This window comes from Bacillus aerolatus (assembly GCF_009183655.1).
GTDB lineage: Bacteria > Bacillota > Bacilli > Bacillales > Domibacillaceae > Pseudobacillus > Pseudobacillus aerolatus.
On the sequence record NZ_WEIO01000017.1, the window covers coordinates 1 to 20,412 of the forward strand.

The following is a 20,412-nucleotide window of genomic DNA, read 5'->3' on the forward strand; positions in this document are numbered from 1 at the left end:
GCCGGATAACTCACTCTTGTCCCCATAGAAAAAACACCTCCAAGTTGGTTTTAGGTATTCCATACCCGTTTTTCAACTTAAAGGTGTTTTTATTTGTCTCACTCTATGGGGTCAGTCCCCCCTGTGCTTAAAAGGCTTTTTTCTGTTTGTACTCAATGGTTAGTTGTTCATGAAACTGCCGCTTTTGTTCACGGAAGCCGACGGTTGATCATCGAAACGCCGTTTTTATTCACGAGCTAGTCAGTGCCGCCCCATACTTTGTTATGTAAAAAGCTACTGTAAAATAACGTTATTGTTATAGTGAAAAAGAACTAATTTATATTAAAAGCCTTTAAGTAAGCGATTTCTTTAAAAAAGAGCTTGTTTTTTAATTTTTCAGAATATAGAATGTTAATTAAATTATTTGATATATTCATCGAGGGGGAACTGACATGGTAACGTTTTTTGCTGCTTTGTTTTTGCTTGTAGCAGGATACGCGGTTTATTCAAAAGTAGTTGAGCGTGTATTTGTAATAGATGATCATCAAAAGACGCCGGCTTATACGCAGCATGACGGCATGGATTTTGTGCCGATGAGCTGGTGGAAAGGGTCGTTGATCCAATTATTGAATATTGCCGGTCTTGGGCCGATTTTCGGTGCGGTAGCGGGAGCTCTGTACGGGCCGGTCGCTTTCATTTGGATTGTTATCGGATGTATTTTTGCAGGAGCGGTGCATGATTACTTTTCAGGCATGTTGTCTTTAAGGCACGGCGGGGCCCAATATCCGACGCTCGTCGGACGCTATCTTGGCAAAGGAGTCAAAGGAGCTATTAACGTGATTTCCATCGTTTTAATGATTTTAGTTGCAGCTGCTTTCACGGCGGGGCCGGCGCAGCTGATTGCTCAAATTACACCGCTTAGCTTTATGGCGGCTTTAGTCCTTGTGTTTGTTTATTTTCTATTAGCGGCAATTTTGCCGGTGAATAAAGTGATCGGTAAAATTTATCCGATTTTCGGCGCGATTTTAATTTTTATGGCGGCAGCGATTGGAGCGGCTTTGCTGTTTGGGGACAAGCCAATCCCGAATTTGACATTTGAAAACCTTCACCCAGGAGAATTGCCGATCTGGCCGTTGTTGATGGTGACGATTTCCTGCGGAGCAATTTCAGGCTTCCATTGCACGCAAAGCCCAATCGTCGCCCGCACGATGAAAAAAGAATCAGAAGGACGCAAAATTTTCTACGGCGCCATGGTTGCAGAAGGAGTCATTGCTTTAATCTGGGCAGCAGCAGGGATGACATTTTTCGGCGGAACAGAAGGGCTGCAAGGAGCGCTTGCTGCTGGCGGACCGGCCGGTGTCGTAAATGAAATTTCCACATCGCTGCTCGGAACTCTTGGAGGCATACTTGCAGTGCTCGGCGTTATTATCTTGCCGATCACGACTGGCGATACGGCTCTTCGTTCTTCCCGAATGATGCTGACGGAAATGGCATCAAAATGGGTTAATCCCGAAAAGAAAGGTGTAGCCTTGGCGTTTACACTGGTGGTCGCGGCCCCGATGTTTTTCTTATCCACGATCGATTACACGTTTTTATGGCGATATGTTGGCTGGACGAATCAAGTCGTAGCTACAGTTATGTTGTGGACAGCTGTTTCTTATATGCTGAAAGAAGGAAAAGCACATTTGATCGCAGGCGTGCCGGCACTTTTCATGACCGGTGTCGTATGTACTTATATTTTCTATGCACCAGAAGGATTTGCAATGGATTACACAATATCAATGGCAATCGGTTCCGTGTTAACGGCCGCCGTTGCAGGTATTTACGTATGGCAAATCATTCGTCATAAACGGTCTGAAGTGAATGAAGTAACCGTTCGTTCTGCATAGAATACTCTTAAAAAGCTGCCGGTTGTCCGCCTGTAAAGGACAACCGGCAGCTTTTTCTGCGGAAAGAGGGCGAAATATGGCTTGCGGGAACGCTTAAATTCTGCCAACCTATTTATATAAGAGGTTTTTATGGAGGCCGTTGATGGACGAGAAGATAAAAGGAAAAATAACACTGCAGGCGCTGATCGTCATGCTCGTTGTGCTCGTCGTAGTTTCGTCGCTTGGTGTGACGAATATGCTGATTGCTAGTAAAGTTGCCGAGTCCACCCGAAGGTCATTGGCGGAAAAAGTGACAATCACTTCCCGTCTCGTTGCGGAATCAGCGGTTGTGCGTGACGGATTGTCGGGAAAAGGGCCGGAAAAAGCGATTCAGCCGTTCACAGAAAAGATCCGCAAGCAATCAGGTACCCATTATTATATTACTGTGTTTGATATGAAAGGAATTCGTAAGTCTCACCCTAATCCCGCTTTAATTGGAAAGCCGTTCCAGGGTGGAGATGAAGGACCCGTTTTAGCTGGAGAAGAGCACTTGTCAACAGCGGAAGGGTCATTAGGGGTGTCGATTCGCTACTTTACACCGGTGTTTGATGAAGAAGGACGCCAAACGGGGGCAGCAGCTGTGGGGATCACGCTTAAACAAGTAGAGACCGCTGTCGATCAAAGCCGGAGCATCATTTACGCAGGGCTCGCAGCCGGGCTCGTCATAGGCCTGTCCGGTGCACTTTACCTTGGCCGCAGAGTCCGGCGGGTTATGTTCGGTCTTGAACCGCATGAAATGGCCCGGCTGCTTGAAGAACGAAGCATCATGATTGAATCCACACATGAAGGAATGGTCGCCGTTGACCGGGCCGGGCGCATCACACTTATTAACGAAGCGGCCGCTCGCCTGCTTGAAAAGGCAGGCATCCACGGACCATTTACAGGGAAAGAGGCGGAATCGGTCATCCCGCGCTTTCATTTGCCGGCCATTTTAGAAAAGGGAGAGGCGGTTGTTGACGAAGAAGTGGATGTGAATGGCTTTGTCTTTTATGTGAACAGCTCGCCGCTGAAAGTGGAAGGACGCGTCATCGGGGCAATTTCCACCTTCCGCGATAAAACAGAGGTGAAAAAGCTGGCGGAGCGTTTAAGCGGCACAGAAATGTACGCCGAAGCACTAAGAGCGCAGACGCATGAATTTATGAACCGGCTCCACGTCATTTTAGGCATGGTACACATGAAAAATTACGATGCACTGGCTGCTTATATTGAAGAAATCAATATCCGCTATCAAGACAGCATCGGTTATTTATCGCGTCGCATTAAAGATCCGGTGATCGCCGGCTTTTTGCTGGCAAAAATGAGTTATTCCGTCGAACAAGGAAAAGAAGTCGTTTTGTCAGAAGACTCGTACTTGCCCGATAAAAAAGACAGCCGCTTTACTCATGAACTCATTACGATTCTTGGCAATTTAATCGATAATGCACTGGAAGCGACACCGATCGACGGCCGGCCGGTGACGGTGTTGATCGAATCGGAAGAAACGGGTCTTACGATTGAAGTGAAAGACCACGGCAAAGGTATGGACAGCCCAGATGAGGCATTTACGAAAGGTGTCTCTGAAAAAGGAAAAGGCCGTGGTTTTGGTCTGCACCTTGTTAATGAAAGTGTGGGGCTGCTCGGTGGTACTATTCAAGTGCTGACCGAAAAAGGGAAAGGGACGATTATTGAGGTGGTCATTCCGCTTCATGGAAAGGGGGAAAACAAATGATTACTGTACTGATTGCTGAAGATGATCCAATGGTGGCCGAGTTGAACAAGCAATACGTAGAAGCAGTGCCAGGGTTTCAGACGGCCGCTGCAGCGGCCACGCCGGAAGAAGTGCTGGCAGCGATTCAACAGACAAAGCCGGATTTATTGCTGCTCGATATTTATATGCCAGGTATGACCGGCCTTGAGCTGCTGGAAAAAATGCGGGCAGCAGGATCGGAAACAGATGTGATTGTCATTAGTGCAGCGAATGATACAGCGAGCATCCAAAAAGCGCTCCGATACGGGGCTGTCGATTATTTAATGAAGCCGTTTAATTTTGAGCGATTTCAAAAAGCCCTTTTATCTTACAGAGAACGGCGGCAGTTTTTCTTAGGGGCGGGCGAAGTGAAGCAGACGGAGATAGACGGAATGCTTTATCAAAGCGGAAAACAAGCCGCGCTGGTAGATTTGCCGAAAGGGTTGACGAAAGAAACGCTGGCGACTGTGTGGGAGTCGGTGGAAGGGGGCGGGGAAGCTGACTTTTCAGCGGAAGACATTGCTTTCAGCTCGGGGGTATCGCGCGTATCTGTGCGCAAGTATTTAACTTTTTTACAGGAAGCCGGCATTTTAACAGTTGCGGTTTCATACGGCTCCATTGGCCGCCCGCAAACCCGCTACCGAATAAATGCAGCAAATCGCGAACGAATCAAGCGGTTTTTTTGATGAAAGCGTTTGCTTTCTTTACTTTCAAAAAGATTTTTTTTGTTTTTTAATCACTTTTCTTTCATTTAATGAATTATCTTTATAAAAAGACAATTAAGATAAATTGAAGGAGGGGTATTATGCAGCAATTAGCAGTAAATATATGGGATGAATGCTGGAAAGCTCACGATAAAATTAAACAACTGTTGTTTTTCTCGGCGGCGAAGACGGCGAAAGCTGCAGCGGCCGGACAAAAAAACGGAGGAGCGGCAGCGGGCAGTCCGAATGACCCGGAAAAGAAACGTTATATGACGCCGGCACAATGGGTTGGCTTTTTCCTTGGACCTTTGCTCTTTTTTGCTATTTTATTCTTTTTCTCCCCTTCAGGATTGAATCCTGAAGCAAAGGCGGTATTGGCGGTAACAGTATGGGTGGCTGTCTGGTGGATTACAGAAGCGATTCCAATACCGGTTACGTCACTACTGCCGCTTATTTTAATGCCGATGACCGGCTCGCTTGACGGCGACGCAACAGCGGCGGCGTACGGCGATCCGATTATCTTCTTATTCCTCGGCGGGTTTATGATTGCAATGGCGATGGAAAGATGGGACTTGCACCGGCGGATTGCGATGAATATTGTTGCTTTCATGGGGACAGGCTCCAAGCGGATCGTGCTCGGTTTTATGATTGCGACCGGCTTTTTGTCCATGTGGGTGTCCAATACGGCAGCGGTTATGATGATGGTGCCGATCGGGACAGCGATTACGTTCCAGGCGGCTCAAATTGTGAAGCAGGCTGGCGATAAGACGATCGACATTCACGGGTTTGAAAAAGCGGTCATTTTCGGAATCGGCTTTGCCGGAACAATCGGCGGGCTCGGCACGCTGATCGGAACACCGCCGAATATTATTATGGCGGCCGCGGTGAAAAACTTGTATGGCGTGACAATCTCGTTTGCCGACTGGATGTTCTTGGCGGCACCGATTGTGTTTATTATGCTAATCGTATCTTGGCTTTATCTTGTTAATGTTGCGTTTCCGATTAAATTTAAAGAATTGCCGGGCGGAATGGAATTAATTCGTTCGGAAAAGCAAAAGCTAGGCAGAATGAGCTCAGAGGAAAAGCTAGTAATGGCTGTGTTTGTGTTCGCTGCTTTTATGTGGATTACGCGCACATTCCTTTGGCAGGACCGCATTCCCGGCATCAGTGACGCGATGATCGCGATGATTGCAGCTGTCTTGCTCTTTATTCTTCCTTCCCGCCAAAAAGGCGGTGCGCTTTTAGATTGGACAGTGTCGCGCGATTTGCCTTGGGGAGTACTGCTTCTATTCGGAGGCGGGCTTGCGATTGCGTCAGGCTTCGGAGAAACGGGACTTGCTATATGGATTGGCGAACAGCTTACCGTGCTTGAAGGTATGTCGCTTCTGCTTGTCGTTGTCTTCGTCACTGGGTTTGTCTTGTTCCTGACAGAAATTACATCGAATACAGCAACGGCCACGATGATCATGCCGGTGCTTGCCTCACTCGCGCTTGCGTTGAACGTTCACCCGTTCGTTTTAATGATGCCGGCAGCGATGGCTGCTAACTGTGCGTTCATGCTTCCGGTCGGCACACCGCCAAATGCGATCATTTTCGCAACCGGTAAAATCAAGATCAGCGAAATGGTGCGTGCTGGATTTTGGATCAATATGATTGCCATCATGCTAATTGTCGGAGCGATGTATATTATCATGCCGATGATCTTCGGTGTGGATATCACTTCGTTCCCTGAAAATTTTAAATAACCATGAGATTGAAAAACGTTCCGGCTTTCGGGACGTTTTTTCTCTCTTTAGGAAACTATAAAATAATAGTAATGTGTTTAACTTTACTTATGGAGCAGGGCTGCGTCCAGCACCTAGCCCCTCGAGGTCAAATAACCTCTCACAATGAAGTCAAAAGCGAACATTTTTGCCTAAGGCTGACCAAGGTGCTTGCGTATTTGTTACTCTTGACGAGAATTGTCAGAAACGTTAAACTACTTATAACTTCATCATGTTAGCACATTAGCGAACTAAAGCGTGTTGCATGAAATTTTTATATGATCGGGTGATAAATCATGTCGAAGCTGTTAATGTTTGAAAAACCTGTCGGGATGCGTGACACGCTGCCGCATATTTATGAAACGAAACGGAAGCTGAAAGAAGCCGCAGAAATGGAAATGAGAAGCTGGGGGTACCGCTTTATTGAAACGCCGGCACTTGAATATTATGAAACGGTCGGAGAAGCCTCAGCCATTTTAGATCAGCAGCTTTTTAAATTACTTGATCAGCAGGGGAACACACTCGTGCTTCGTCCAGACATGACAGCACCGATTGCGCGCGTAGCGGCGGCAAAACTGCTGAAAGAACGAGTACCGCTGCGGCTGGCTTACTCGGCGAGCGTGTACCGCGCCCAGCAGCGCGAAGGCGGACGGGCCGCGGAGTTTGAACAAATCGGCGTGGAAATGATCGGCGACCAGACGATCAGTGCCGATGCCGAACTCATCGCACTGCTCGTTTCCGTTTTGAAAAAAGCAGGACTGGAACGTTTTCAAGTGTCTCTCGGGCACATTCGCTTTACGGACGAACTGTTCCGGCAAATTCTCGGTACAGAAGAGCGGGCCGAGCATTTACGCCGCTTTTTATATGAAAAAAATTACGTCGGCTACCGTGAGCACGTGAAAAGTCTGCCGCTTTCTTCTATCGACAAGCAGCGGCTGCTCCGCTTTTTAGACTTATCCGGCGGACCTGATTGCCTGGAAGGGGCCGCGGACTTGATTGAAGATGGGGCGGGCAGTGAAGCGGTGGCAGAACTTCGTAATGTATATGAACGGCTGCAAGAGTATGGTGTGGCAGAAGCGGTAAAATTCGATTTGCCGCTCGTCAGCCATATGAGTTACTATACCGGCCTATTATTTGAAGTATATGTAGACGGAGTGGGGGCGCCTGTAGGCAATGGCGGCCGTTACGACCATTTACTTGAAAAATTTGGACGGCCGGCAAGCGCGACCGGCTTCGGCCTTCGTGTTGATGTTCTTATTGGGGCGCTCGAACAGCTAGTTGAAGAAGAAAAGACGCACTGCATTTTATTCAGCAACGAACGGCGCATCGAGGCCATTCAAGAAGCAGGAAGACGGCGGGAGGCAGGAGAAGCCGTGCTTTTACAGGACGTGGCCGGGGTGGAAGATGTGGACCGGTTTACGGAATCGTGTAAAAGTGTGTCATTTTTCGTCGGAAAAGCAGCGAGCGGGAGGGATTTTTAATGTCGATGTTAACGATTGCGATGCCGAAAGGGCGTATTTTTGAAGAAGCGGCTGCTCTGCTTCGTGAAGCAGGCTATCAACTGCCGCCCGAGCTTGATGAATCGCGCAAGCTCATTATTGAAGTGCCGGAAGAGAACATGCGCTTCTTTTTAGCTAAACCGATGGATGTTGCCACTTATGTAGAATATGGAGTAGCCGACCTCGGAATTGCAGGAAAAGACGTGCTGCTTGAAGAAGAAAGAGATGTATATGAATTAATTGATTTAAAAATTAGCCCGTGCTATCTGGCTGTTGCCGGCTTGCCGGATACATCTATAGATGAAGTGGCGCCGAAAATTGCGACGAAATATCCGAATGTGGCGTCAACGTATTTTCGCAGCCAAGGTGAGCAAGTGGAAATCGTTAAATTGAACGGTTCGATTGAGCTTGCTCCATTAATCGGTCTCGCTGACCGGATTGTAGATATTGTTTCAAGCGGACGGACGTTAAAAGAAAACGGTCTTGTCGAATATGAAACGATTGTCGGCATCACTTCCCGGTTAATTGTCAATCCGGTCAGCTACCGCATGAAAGACAAGGAAATCGGGCAGCTTGTCAGCCGGCTGTCAGATATTATCGCAGAAAAGGCAGTGTGAAATAGGATGAAAATTCAAAGCGTCACAAAAGAATTATCATTAAAGCGGTCTGTCGACAGCGGAACTGATGAGCAGCGTATCGTTGTTCAGCATATTATCCAGACCGTCCAGTCACAAGGAGACGACGCACTGCGAACGTATACGAAGCAATTTGACGGAGCGGAGCTGGAAAGTTTGCAAGTGACGCAAGAAGAAATAGATGAGGCATACAGTGAGTTTCCAGAGCAGATGATAAAAGTAATCAAAGAAGCAAGGGATAACATTTTTACTTTTCATCAAAAACAATTGCGGGAAACGTGGACGTATACGGACAGTAACGGTTCGGTTCTCGGCCAGAAAATGACGCCGCTCGATTCAGCAGGCGTGTATGTGCCGGGGGGAACGGCCGCGTATCCGTCTTCTGTCCTGATGAATGTCATGCCGGCTAAAGTGGCTGGCGTAGAACGCATCGTCATGGTGTCGCCTCCAGGGCCGGATGGCCGCTTGCCTGCCGGCGTGCTTGTAGCCGCTGAAATTGCTGGCGTCCAGGAAATCTACAAAGTCGGCGGTGCCCAGGCGATCGCTGCCCTCGCTTACGGAACTGAATCTATCAAGCCGGTAGATAAAATTACCGGACCAGGCAACATATATGTAGCGCTCGCGAAACGTGAAGTGTTTGGTGATGTCGATATCGATATGATTGCCGGACCGAGTGAAATTGCCGTACTGGCTGACGAGAGCGCTCGTCCGGCAGAAATTGCCGCTGATTTGCTCTCGCAGGCAGAGCATGACACGCGAGCGAGCAGTGTGCTCGTCACTCCTTCGCGAACGCTTGCAGAAGAAACAGCGGCAGAAGTAGAAAAACAGCTGGCCGGCTTGCCCAGGGAAGCGATTGCCCGCCAGGCGATTGACAGCTATGGTGCCATTTATGTCACGAAAAATATGAAAGAAGCCGTAGGCGTGATTAATCAGCTGGCACCGGAACATTTAGAAGTAATGACGGAAAACGCGATGGATATTGTCGAAGATATTCGCCATGCGGGCGCGATTTTTGTCGGTCGTTTCAGTTCAGAGCCGATCGGCGATTATTTTGCCGGGCCGAATCATGTGCTGCCGACGAACGGGACAGCACGCTTTTCCTCACCGCTGAATGTCGATGATTTTATGAAAAAATCGAGTTTAATCATGTACAGTGAACAAGCTTTTCGTGAAAATGCTGAAAAGGTAGCAGCCTTTGCCCGGCTGGAAGGATTGGAAGCTCACGCACGGGCTGTGGAAATAAGAAAAGAAAATGATCAATAACACATAATTAAATCAGCAAAAGAAGAAGGGGATGTCGAATTTGAGCAATCGGATGTCAGAGTTAAACCGCAACACGAATGAAACGAAAATACAGCTTGCATTTTCCATCGATGGTGAAGGAAAAGCAGACATTCAGACAGGTGTACCGTTCATGGATCATATGCTTGATGCATTCACAAAGCACGGTCACTTTGATTTAACTGTAAAAGCAGACGGTGATGTGGAAATAGATGACCACCACACGACAGAAGATATTGGCATTTGCCTTGGACTCGCGCTAAAAGAGGCCCTTGGCGATAAAAAAGGTATTAAACGCTATGGCAATTCATTCGTGCCAATGGATGAAACGCTGGCTCAAGTAGTCGTTGATTTAAGCAACCGGCCCCACTTTGAAATGCGCGGAGAGTTTCCGGCACAAAAAGTCGGCACGTTTGATACAGAACTCGTCCAGGAATTTTTATGGAAATTCGCTTTGGAAGCGCGGATGAATTTGCACGTTATCGTTCACTACGGAAGCAATACACACCATATGATCGAAGCGGTCTTTAAAGCACTGGCGCGGGCGCTTGACGAAGCGACAATCGTTGATCCACGTGTTAAAGGCGTGCCGTCAACGAAAGGTATGCTGTAATGATCGGCATCGTCGATTACGGAATGGGCAACTTGTTCAGCGTCAGCAAAGCGCTTGAACGGATCGGCATTCCGTATGTCATCAGTGAATCTCCAGAAGAACTCAGTCAAACGAAAGGGTTAATTTTGCCTGGTGTCGGTTCTTTTAAAGACGCCATGGCTTTATTGAAAGAAAAGAAGCTGGACGAATTCTTATATGACTATGTAGACAGCGGTCGGCCGCTTCTCGGGATTTGTCTCGGCATGCAGCTGCTGTTTCAGGAAAGCGAAGAAAATGGGCTGACGGAAGGGCTTAGTTTGCTAAAGGGGCGTGTGAAACGCATCCCGGCTGATGGCGGCGATAAAGTGAAAGTGCCGCATATGGGCTGGAATAATCTTGCATTCCACCAAGAATCACCTGTCCTGTACGGCACAGAAGAAGGATTCGTTTATTTTGTCCATTCTTATTATGTGGCGGAAATGGATAAAGAGGCTTTGCTCGCCAGCACTGTATACAGCGTCGAAATTCCCGCTGTCGTCGGCAGAGGAAATATATTCGGTATGCAGTTCCACCCAGAAAAAAGCGGCAGAGTAGGTATGCAGCTATTAACGAATTTTACAAAAGCAATGGAGCAATCGGAGGCGATTTGATGAGTTTTACTATTTATCCGGCGATTGACATGCTTGGAGGCAAGTGTGTCCGTTTGAAACAAGGCGATTATAATCAAGAAACTGTATACGGCGACTCTCCTTTCGAAATGGCGAAATCATTTGCTGATGAAGGAGCGGATTGGATTCACATGGTCGATTTAGACGGCGCGAAAGACGGGAAGCGAATTAATGACCGGTTCGTTATTGAAGCGGCGCAAAAGCTTGGGGCGAAAGTACAGATCGGCGGCGGCATCCGCACAGAAGAAGATGTCCGCCACTATTTGGATAACGGCGTTGACCGTGTCATTATCGGGAGCCTCGCTGTTTCAGAAACAGAGCTTGTGAAAGAGTGGCTCGGAAAATTTGGCAGCAAAATCGCAATTGGCCTAGATGCGAAAGATGGCTTTGTTGCCACGCACGGCTGGATTGAAACGTCTTCTTTAAAAGCTGTTGACCTTGGCCGGGAACTCGCAGCTGCTGGTGCGGAAACATTTATTTTTACCGATATCGCCACAGACGGTATGTTGTCCGGCCCGAACATCGAGGCGGTGGCAGAACTTGCCCGGGCGACAGGAAAAAGTGTGATTGCTTCCGGAGGCGTCAGCTCGCTCGCTGATTTAAAGGACGTTAAGCGCTATGAAGAAGAAGGAGTCAGCGGAGCAATCGTTGGCAAAGCCATTTATACCGGGCAGTTTACCGTCCGTGAAGCATTAGAAGAGGTGAGAAACCAATGATTACAAAGCGAATTATTCCGTGTCTTGACGTGAAAGACGGGCGTGTCGTCAAAGGCATTCAGTTTGTTGAATTACGCGATGCCGGCGACCCAGTTGAGCTGGCAAAAGTGTATGATGAGCAGGGAGCGGACGAACTCGTTTTCCTCGATATTTCAGCCTCACATGAAGGCCGGAAAACAATGGTGGAAGTAGTCCAGGATGTTGCATCTCAACTCGCTATTCCATTCACTGTTGGCGGCGGCATTAACTCACTTGAAGACATGAAGCGTATTTTACGCGCAGGCGCGGATAAAGTATCGTTAAATACCGCAGCGATCGTTAACCCGGAGTTGATTACAAAAGGCGCTGACTATTTCGGCACCCAATGCATCGTGATCGCGATCGATGCCAAGTGGGATGAAACACTCGGCTCATGGCGGGTGTACACACACGGCGGACGCCAAGCGACAGACTGGGAAGTCATTGAATGGGCACAGGAAGTAGTCAAGCGGGGAGCAGGAGAAATCTTGCTGACGAGCATGGATAGAGACGGAGAAAAGCGAGGCTTTGACCTTTCACTGACAAAAGCGGTCAGTGAAGCTGTAACCGTTCCGGTCATCGCTTCCGGCGGAGCGGGAGAGGCGAAGCACTTTTTTGAAGCGTTTGTAGAAGGGAAAGCGGATGCGGCACTGGCAGCGTCGATCTTTCATTATAAAGAAACGAGCGTCAGCGAAGTGAAGAATTCATTAAAAGCTCAGGGAGTGAATATGAGATGAGCGTAACAATAGAAGATATACAGTTTGACGAAAAAGGGCTTGTGCCTGCCGTCGTGCAAGATGCGGCTACATATGAAGTGCTTACGCTTGCTTACATGAATAAAGAGTCATTGCAGCGAACGATCGACAGCGGGGAAACATGGTTTTTCAGCCGGTCGCGCCAAGAACTTTGGCATAAAGGGGAAACGAGCGGCAATACGCAAAAAGTCATTAACATCAAATATGACTGCGACCAAGATGCTCTCGTTGTGCTCGTAAAGCCACAAGGAGCTGCCTGCCACCTTGGCACAACGAGCTGCTTTGAGAATAATTTGTACGGTGAACAGGCGGAAACATTGCCTTATACGATTCTTCACAAGCTGGAGGAAGTCATTGCTGACAGAGAACAGACCCGGCCTGAAGGCGCTTATACGACTTATTTATTTGAAAAAGGTATTGATAAAATTTTGAAAAAGGTCGGCGAGGAAGCCGCTGAAGTCATTATTGCGGCAAAAAACCGCGATAAAGATGAATTGCAGTGGGAAGCCGCCGATTTGCTTTACCATTTGCTCGTTCTGTTGCGCGAACAAAAAGTGGAGCTCGCTGACGTTCTCAGCGTGCTTGCCAAGCGCCACGAAGAAAAAGAAAAATAAGAAGAAGGAGCTGTCTCAAAAGTCGTTGAACAATCGGCTTTTAGACGGCTCCTTTTCTAATTCAATAATAGAAGGGTACCGCGATGTGTCCGGGCTTTTGAAGTCTATACAACCGTTTGGAAATCGTGAACAAAGCAGCCGAAACGATGAACAACGCCTAGAAATCGTAAACAACGCCTAGAATTGCCCGCTCCTAATATATAAAAAACTTTTGAGCCTGCGCTTTTTCGTTTACCTCTATTAACGAGCGTTGTCACCTGTGGTATACTCAATAAGTTAATTAACAATGCTCGGAGGACTTTCATGACAAAAAACTCAAAGCTACGGAAAGAAAAAGGGAATGTCGTCTCTTTTTTGCCGACAGGTGAGTATTACTATACAAAAGGATTAAAAGCACTGCGAAAAAGAGAACTGCAAAAAGCGAAAAAGTATTTGTCGCGTGCAATGGATTTAGAGCCGCTTGAAGCGATGATCGCCTGTCAGCTGGCAGTAGTCGAAACAGAGCTCGGCAATTTTGAACAGTCAAATGGCCTGCTGCATTTCGTGCTGGATGATTTAGATCCGCTCATCAGTGAATGCCATTATTTTTTAGCGAACAATTATGCCCATTTAGGCATGTTCAAAGAAGCGTTTAAGCATGCGCAAGAATATTTAGAGCAAGATGAAACAGGGGAGTTTAGAGAAGATGCGGAAGACTTGCTTGATTTAATTACGCTTGACAGCGAAGAAGATTTTGACGAGCTGTATGAACAAGATGAATTAATTATGATGCAAGAAGAAGCACGTTATTTACTTGAAGGCGGCAGCTTTGAAAAAGCGATTGAACGCCTCGAGGAAGTAATTGGAAAGCATCCGGAGTACTGGTCCGCCCATAACAATTTGGCGCTTGCTCATTTTTATCTCGGTCATGTCGAAGAAGCACACAAAGTACTAGAAAATGTATTGGAAAAGAGTCCTGGGAACTTGCATGCGCTGTGCAATTTGGCTGTTTTCTTGTTTTACGAAAAACAGTACGGCTTGCTGAAGGAATTAGTGGATTTGCTGCGTAAGATGTACCCGCTTTTGCCTGAACAGCAATTCAAGCTCGGTGCGACATTTGCTTTAATCGGTCAACATGAAGAGGCGTACCGTTGGCTGAAAAAACTGCATAAAAGCGGCTTTGAAGGCGAACCGTCCTTTTATTATTGGCTTTCTTATTCTGCTTATTTTTCCGGCCGCACAGAAGCAGCAGAAAATGCCTGGAAATATGTGCTGAGAATCAGCCCGGAGAAAGCCGGCCAGGAACCGTGGAGCAATGGGAAAGCGGAGCAGCTCGGACACGAGCACCAGCCTGCTTCCATTGTAAGACGGATGAACAGTCAATATGAAGAAGAGCGCCTATTCGGCATTTTTATTCTTTCAGTGACAGAAGACCATAAAAAAGTAATGAGCCACCCGGACTTTTGTGACATTGAATCACTCGCTTTCCGGGAAAAAATTTATTTGGCGGACGTGCTCGGCATGCCAGTGGATGAGAAGCTGAAAGAAGAAGCCTGCATTCGTCTCGCGCATGAAACGGCTTTTGCGCTTTACAAGGAGTTTCAGCCGATTGGCACAGAAGAAGCAGGTTTATTCATGCTCTGGTTTGCTGTTTTCAGTGAACTGGCCGAGGAACAAGTGCGCTTAAAAAACAGCAAGGCGTTTGCAGCAGCGACAGAATATGTTTGGCGGAAATTGCGTGGAGAAAAAGAATCACAAGCAAGCCTGGCAGAAAAATACGGCCTTTCGCTTTCCACGCTGCAAAAGTACATTAAGTACGTGCGCGAACGGCTCTAGTGAGCATAAAGATAGACGAAAAGTTCCCAATTGATTAGGATATGGTTAGAGAATAAAACATACGTTTTAGGGTATTTATATAACGACTTAAGAAAAAGGAGTGGCTTGCTGTGGCAGCAGAAGAAAAAATTTACGATGTCATTATTATCGGTGCAGGACCGGCCGGGATGACTGCGGCTGTTTATACATCACGCGCCAATCTTTCTACGTTAATGATTGAGCGCGGTGTGCCAGGTGGACAAATGGCAAACACGGAAGAAGTGGAGAACTACCCGGGCTATGATCATATCCTCGGCCCTGAATTATCAACAAAAATGTTTGATCATGCGAAGAAATTTGGAGCCGAGTATGCGTACGGCGACATTAAAGAAATTGTCGACGGCAAAGAATATAAAATCATTAAAGCAGGCGCAAAAGACTTTAAAGCCCGTTCCATTATTATCACAACAGGAGCAGAATGGAAAAAGCTTGGCGTGCCAGGAGAAAAAGAATTAACTGGCCGCGGCGTATCATATTGTGCAGTTTGTGACGGAGCTTTCTTTAAAGAAAGAGATCTAGTCGTTATCGGCGGCGGCGACTCGGCTGTTGAAGAGGGAACGTACTTAACCCGCTTCGCGAAAAACGTTACCGTTGTTCACCGCCGCGACGAGCTGCGCGCCCAAAAAATTCTGCAGGAGCGCGCGTTCAAAAATGAAAAAGTTGATTTTATCTGGAATTCTACGGTAAAGGAAATCAATGAAAAAGACGGAAAAGTCGGCAGTGTGACGCTCGTATCGACAGAAAATGGCGAAGAGCGAGAATTCCCGGCAGACGGTGTGTTCATTTATGTGGGCATGCTGCCACTGACAAAGCCGTTTTTAAATCTTGGCATTACGAATGACGCCGGCTACATCGTTACGAACGATCAAATGGAAACAAACGTCCCCGGCATTTTTGCAGCAGGTGACGTCCGTGAAAAAACACTTCGCCAAATTGTTACAGCGACAGGGGACGGAAGCATTGCTGCGCAGTCGGCTCAAGGCTTTGTCGAAGAATTAAAAGAAGAATTAGGGGTTAAAGCATAAGTTTAACAGACTGTTAATCGGCACGTAACGAAGCTGAAATAAAGTTGTGTTACATTTATATAGCAATCTGATACACCCCCTATGTTTAACTTATATCCCTTTTGACGAGGTTGTTCCGATGACCGGCACTGACTTCTGCGGCTAAAACGAGCCGTACGAATGACGGCCGCAGGAACAGCCTCTTTTTTTGTGCAGTTTCAGCACCTGTTCCCTCGAGGTCACAAGACACTCCTCCCAGCACCAGCAAGGCTAAGAGCACCTTTTCGCGGGGAGCGCCTTATGCTTGTCGGGGCTGAACAAGGCGCTTTCGCTTTTCTAATTGTCTAGCTCCAGCGCCTAGCCCCTCGAGGTCAAATAACCCTTCCCAAATGAAGTCAAAGAGCGACTTCTTTTGGGAAAGAACATTTGCTTGTCGGGGCTGATCAAGGCGCTTTTGCTTTTCTAATTGTCTAGCTCCAGCGCCTAGCCCCTCGAGGTCAAATAACCTTTCTCAAATGAAGTCAAAGAGCGACTTCTTTATAGAAAAGCGGAGCCGACTGCTCTGGGGCGACAAGCATATGACAGACTGATGAAATGGCGTTTTTCAGCCATGCAGTCAGACTGGCATATGACCTCGAGCCCCAAAGAGGCGCAGCTAGACATTGGGAAAGAACATTTGCTTGTCGGGGCTGAACAAGGCGCTTTTGCTTTTCTTAGTTAAACACGGCATTGAGATCAGTGGAAAGAACATAGTATAATAATAAGAATGAAAGAAAAAGGCGACACTCCGGTTTCTTTGAAAGATAGGAAAGTGTAAATTTTTCGAGTTAGATAACTGTCTAGCTGCAGGTGCTGGCGCGTATGGCGGTTTCAGAATTTCTGCCGCAGTCAAAGAGCGACTCCATCAGAAACCTTCCAACCTCTTATCGCGCTGAACGAGCGCCTTCCGCTTTCGCTTTTCTTAATGCCGGAATCTGCCCGGAGGTGAAAAATTATGCAGCGTGTAACAAACTGTTTATTGTTAAAAGACGATGAAGTTCTGCTTCTGCAAAAGCCCCGGCGCAATTGGTGGGTCGCTCCGGGTGGGAAAATGGAGCCGGGAGAATCGATCCGCGATGCAGTCATCCGCGAATACCGGGAGGAAACTGGCATCTATTTGCGCCGTCCTGCTGTTAAAGGCATTTTCACATTCATTATTAAAGACGGGGATGACATTATTTCTGAGTGGATGATGTTCACTTTTTTCGCTAAGGAAAGTGATGGTGTGTCCATCAAAGAATGCGAAGAAGGCCAGCTGGAATGGCATCCTGTCGAAAAAATAAAAGAACTGCCGATGGCGGAAGGTGACCGCCACATTTTAGAATACATGGTGCATGGAACAGGTGTGATTTATGGTGCTTTTACGTATACACCTGATTTTAAGCTGCTTTCCTATCGGCTTGACCCGAATTAACAAAAAGTACTTGTTCAAAAAGGGGGACATGGACTTTTTGAACAATCGCAGATAGAGAAAGGGGAATGGGAATGAGCAACAACACGGGGAATGATATGCAGCTAGTCATTATCACTGGCATGTCTGGAGCTGGAAAAACGGTGGCGATTCAAAGTTTTGAAGATCTTGGTTTTTATTGTGTCGATAATTTGCCGCCGACTTTGCTTCCGAAGTTTTTAGAGCTGATGAAGGATTCTGGCAATCAAATGAACAAAGTGGCGGTCGTGATGGATATGCGTGGCCGTGAATTTTTTGATCATCTGTTTAAGTCGCTTGACGAAGCAGCTGAAATGTCTGCTGTCACACCTAAATTATTATTTTTGGATGCGGAAGACTCTGTGCTCGTCCGCCGCTACAAAGAAACGCGGCGTTCCCATCCGCTTTCGCCGACAGGGCTTCCGCTTGACGGCATTCAGCAGGAAAGAGAATTGTTAGAAGATTTAAAAGGACGCGCCCACATCATTTACAATACATCCGCAATGAAGCCAAAAAACTTGCGCGAGAAAATTTTAAGTGAGTTTTCTTTAAATAAAAAAGCGGTATTCACAGTCAATGTGATGTCTTTTGGCTTTAAACACGGTTTGCCGATTGATGCGGATCTCGTGTTCGATGTCCGCTTTTTGCCTAACCCTCATTATATCGATCATTTGCGGCCGCGCACTGGGCTTGAGGATGATGTATCAAGCTACGTGTTAAAGTGGAATGACACGCAAAAATTCCTTGAAAAGGTGACTGATTTGCTTTCATTTATGCTGCCGCACTATAAAATGGAAGGTAAGTCACAGCTTGTTATCGCCATCGGCTGTACCGGGGGCCAGCATCGATCTGTCGCTTTGGCAGAATATATCGGTAATTATTATGCCGGCGATTATCAAACGCGCATAACACACAGAGATATTACCAAAAGAAAGGTCCAGGCGACATGACGGAAAGACGAGAGCAGAAAGTCGTCATTATTGGCGGTGGTACCGGGCTGTCGGTCCTTCTACGTGGATTAAAAAAGCATCCGATCGACTTAACGGCCATTGTCACTGTTGCTGATGATGGCGGCAGCTCGGGACGTTTGCGGGATGAATTAAATATTCCTCCACCGGGGGATATCCGCAATGTGCTGGCCGCCCTGTCAGATGTTGAGCCGCTTGTAGAAACGTTGTTTCAACATCGGTTCAGCACGAAGAACGAACTCTCCGGCCATTCGCTCGGCAACTTAATGATCGCCGCTTTAACGTCTATTACCGGAGATTTCGTTCATGCCGTCCAGGAAATGAGCAAAGTGTTAAATGTGCGCGGAAAAGTTTTGCCGGCAGCCAATCAAAGTGTTGTACTCCATGCGGAAATGGAAGACGGCACGATTGTGTCAGGTGAATCGAAAATACCTTATTCCGGCAAGCGGATTAAGCGGGTGTTTTTATCCCCTGACAAAATTCAGCCTCTTCCGGAAACAATTCGGGCGATCCGGGAAGCTGACTTAATTATCGTTGGTCCTGGCAGCTTGTACACGAGTATTTTACCTAATTTACTCGTCCCGCAAATCGGAGAAGAAGTGTGCTTGTCAAATGCGAAGAAAGTATATATTTGCAATTTAATGACGCAAGCCGGTGAAACGCTCGATTTCACAGCGAGCGATCACGTGAAAGCCATCTATGATCATATGTCGTGCGCGTTTATGGATACGATTTTAGTGAACAATGAACCGATTCCGGAACATATTCAAGAAAAGTACAAAGAAGAAATGGCCAAGCCGGTCTTTTACGATGTCGATTTACTGAAGTCACTCGGGCTGAACGTGATTTTTGATGAAATCGTCATTCGAGAAGATGGCGTGGTCCGTCACGATACGAATAAAGTGGCTGATATCCTTTTTCAGCTCATTCAAGATAAAAAATAAATGGAAGAAGGTGGCATGATTGTCATTTGCTTCTGAAACAAAAAAAGAATTGACGACGCTCGAGGTGAAAGATTGCTGCGCTAAAGCTGAACTTTCAGCGCTCATTCGTATGAATGGCTCTCTTTCTTTTTCCAATCGACTTCTCGTCGTCAACATTCAGACAGAAAATGCAGCTATTGCGAGAAGAATATATGTGCTGCTGAAGAAGAATTACCAGGTAGAAGTGGAACTGCTCGTCCGCAAGAAAATGAGATTGAAAAAGAATAATGTGTATATCGTTCGCTTAAAAGAAAAAGCGCGCGATATCCTAGAGGACTTGGCTATTATTGAAACCTCTTTTTCTTTTGTTCATAATATATCGCCAGGGCTGATCGAGAAAAAGTGCTGCCGCCGTTCGTATTTGCGTGGAGCTTTTCTGGCGGGAGGATCTGTTAATAACCCGGAAACTTCTTCTTATCACTTGGAGATTTTTTCGCTTTATAAAGAGCACAACGACGCTTTATGCGAATTAATGAACCTTTTTGATTTGAACAGCAAAACGCTGGAGCGGAAAAAAGGGTTTATTACGTACTTAAAGGAAGCGGAAAAAATTACTGAGTTTTTAAATATCGTCGGAGCGCACAATGCCTTGCTTCGCTTTGAAGATATCCGCATTGTCCGGGATATGCGCAATTCTGTTAACCGGCTCGTCAATTGTGAAACAGCTAACTTAAACAAAACAATCGGCGCTGCCCTGCGCCAAGTGGAAAATATTCGCTTTATTGAATCGTCCGTCGGCTTGGAAGTACTGCCCGGAAAATTACGGGAAATTGCCGAGCTGCGCGTTGCTCACCAAGATGTCACGCTGAAAGAGCTCGGGGAAATGGTTTCGGGCGCAACCATTAGCAAATCTGGTATTAATCACCGCCTTCGCAAAATCGATGAAATTGCTGAAAAAATTAGAGCAAATGAACCGATTAATAAATAAGGAAAGAGGAGAGTCACATGATTGAAAAAACAACAGAAGTACAATTAAAGACGGGGTTGCAAGCACGCCCCGCTGCGTTGTTTGTCCAGGAGGCAAATCGCTTTGCTTCAGACATTCACCTTGAAAAAGAAGGGAAAAGAGTCAATGCCAAAAGCATCATGGGCATTATGAGCCTGGCAATTAACCGTGGATGCACGGTGACGTTATCTACAGAAGGCCGCGATGAAGAAGAAGCAATGCAGGCGCTCGTGGATTTTATCGAAAAAGAAGAAAATTACTAAAAAAGACACCTGATTGACGGGGATTTCAACCGTTATCAGGTGTTTTTT

The 20,412-nt window shown here is 46.8% G+C and carries 19 protein-coding genes; all 19 read left to right on the top strand.

Annotation, left to right across the window (positions count from 1 at the left end):
• Positions 1 to 431: 431 nt before the first annotated feature.
• The 19 genes from F9802_RS18380 to F9802_RS18470 all read left to right on the top strand — a co-directional run bounded on the left by F9802_RS18380 (position 432) and on the right by F9802_RS18470 (position 20,364).
• Positions 432 to 1,868, top strand: coding sequence for a carbon starvation CstA family protein (locus F9802_RS18380; RefSeq protein ID WP_152154565.1), 1,437 nt, complete (start codon positions 432 to 434; stop codon positions 1,866 to 1,868).
• Positions 1,869 to 2,010: 142 nt separating this feature from the next.
• A complete protein-coding gene (gene dcuS / locus F9802_RS18385) occupies positions 2,011 to 3,615 on the top strand; it encodes a DcuS/MalK family sensor histidine kinase (RefSeq protein WP_152154566.1) in 1,605 nt (534 codons plus the stop codon).
• A complete protein-coding gene (locus F9802_RS18390) occupies positions 3,612 to 4,319 on the top strand; it encodes a response regulator (RefSeq protein WP_152154567.1) in 708 nt (235 codons plus the stop codon). The genes dcuS and F9802_RS18390 overlap by 4 nt, the downstream gene beginning before the upstream one ends.
• Positions 4,320 to 4,438: 119 nt before the next feature.
• Positions 4,439 to 6,082, top strand: a complete 1,644-nt coding sequence (locus F9802_RS18395; RefSeq protein ID WP_152154568.1) for an SLC13 family permease — start codon at positions 4,439 to 4,441, stop codon at positions 6,080 to 6,082.
• A 314-nt stretch (positions 6,083 to 6,396) separates the two neighbouring features.
• Positions 6,397 to 7,581: an ATP phosphoribosyltransferase regulatory subunit gene (locus tag F9802_RS18400; RefSeq protein ID WP_152154569.1), complete on the top strand. Its 1,185-nt coding sequence runs from the start codon at positions 6,397 to 6,399 to the stop codon at positions 7,579 to 7,581.
• Positions 7,581 to 8,216, top strand: coding sequence for an ATP phosphoribosyltransferase (hisG, locus tag F9802_RS18405; protein ID WP_152154570.1), 636 nt, complete (start codon positions 7,581 to 7,583; stop codon positions 8,214 to 8,216). The genes F9802_RS18400 and hisG overlap by 1 nt, the downstream gene beginning before the upstream one ends.
• A gap of 6 nt (positions 8,217 to 8,222) precedes the next feature.
• Entirely contained in the window at positions 8,223 to 9,497 is a 1,275-nt protein-coding gene (gene hisD / locus F9802_RS18410) for a histidinol dehydrogenase (RefSeq protein WP_152154571.1), read from the top strand.
• 52 nt (positions 9,498 to 9,549) lie between these two features.
• Positions 9,550 to 10,128, top strand: a complete 579-nt coding sequence (hisB, locus tag F9802_RS18415; protein WP_404799196.1) for an imidazoleglycerol-phosphate dehydratase HisB — start codon at positions 9,550 to 9,552, stop codon at positions 10,126 to 10,128.
• Complete coding sequence (gene hisH / locus F9802_RS18420) at positions 10,128 to 10,757, top strand: imidazole glycerol phosphate synthase subunit HisH (RefSeq protein ID WP_152154573.1); 630 nt, start codon at positions 10,128 to 10,130, stop codon at positions 10,755 to 10,757. Before hisB ends, hisH begins: the two co-directional genes overlap by 1 nt.
• A complete protein-coding gene (hisA, locus tag F9802_RS18425; RefSeq protein ID WP_152154574.1) occupies positions 10,757 to 11,491 on the top strand; it encodes a 1-(5-phosphoribosyl)-5-[(5-phosphoribosylamino)methylideneamino]imidazole-4-carboxamide isomerase in 735 nt (244 codons plus the stop codon). The genes hisH and hisA overlap by 1 nt, the downstream gene beginning before the upstream one ends.
• Positions 11,488 to 12,246: an imidazole glycerol phosphate synthase subunit HisF gene (gene hisF / locus F9802_RS18430; RefSeq protein ID WP_152154575.1), complete on the top strand. Its 759-nt coding sequence runs from the start codon at positions 11,488 to 11,490 to the stop codon at positions 12,244 to 12,246. The genes hisA and hisF overlap by 4 nt, the downstream gene beginning before the upstream one ends.
• On the top strand, positions 12,243 to 12,878 hold the full coding sequence (hisIE, locus tag F9802_RS18435) for a bifunctional phosphoribosyl-AMP cyclohydrolase/phosphoribosyl-ATP diphosphatase HisIE (RefSeq protein WP_152154576.1): 636 nt from the start codon (positions 12,243 to 12,245) through the stop codon (positions 12,876 to 12,878). Before hisF ends, hisIE begins: the two co-directional genes overlap by 4 nt.
• A 303-nt stretch (positions 12,879 to 13,181) precedes the next feature.
• Positions 13,182 to 14,693 carry a tetratricopeptide repeat protein gene (locus F9802_RS18440; RefSeq protein WP_152154577.1) on the top strand — a complete coding sequence of 504 codons (1,512 nt, stop codon included), beginning with the start codon at positions 13,182 to 13,184 and terminating at the stop codon, positions 14,691 to 14,693.
• A 110-nt stretch (positions 14,694 to 14,803) separates the two neighbouring features.
• Entirely contained in the window at positions 14,804 to 15,757 is a 954-nt protein-coding gene (trxB, locus tag F9802_RS18445) for a thioredoxin-disulfide reductase (protein WP_225435405.1), read from the top strand.
• 973 nt (positions 15,758 to 16,730) lie between these two features.
• Complete coding sequence (locus F9802_RS18450) at positions 16,731 to 17,189, top strand: NUDIX hydrolase (RefSeq protein WP_152154578.1); 459 nt, start codon at positions 16,731 to 16,733, stop codon at positions 17,187 to 17,189.
• 71 nt (positions 17,190 to 17,260) lie between these two features.
• Positions 17,261 to 18,154, top strand: a complete 894-nt coding sequence (gene rapZ, locus F9802_RS18455) for an RNase adapter RapZ (RefSeq protein ID WP_152154579.1) — start codon at positions 17,261 to 17,263, stop codon at positions 18,152 to 18,154.
• The gene (locus F9802_RS18460; RefSeq protein ID WP_152154580.1) at positions 18,151 to 19,116 is read left to right on the top strand and encodes a gluconeogenesis factor YvcK family protein; all 966 of its coding nucleotides are present in this window, start codon (positions 18,151 to 18,153) and stop codon (positions 19,114 to 19,116) included. Before rapZ ends, F9802_RS18460 begins: the two co-directional genes overlap by 4 nt.
• Positions 19,117 to 19,135: 19 nt before the next feature.
• Entirely contained in the window at positions 19,136 to 20,083 is a 948-nt protein-coding gene (gene whiA / locus F9802_RS18465) for a DNA-binding protein WhiA (protein ID WP_152154581.1), read from the top strand.
• Positions 20,084 to 20,100: 17 nt separating this feature from the next.
• Positions 20,101 to 20,364, top strand: a complete 264-nt coding sequence (locus F9802_RS18470; protein ID WP_152154582.1) for an HPr family phosphocarrier protein — start codon at positions 20,101 to 20,103, stop codon at positions 20,362 to 20,364.
• The last annotated feature ends 48 nt before the right edge of the window (positions 20,365 to 20,412 follow it).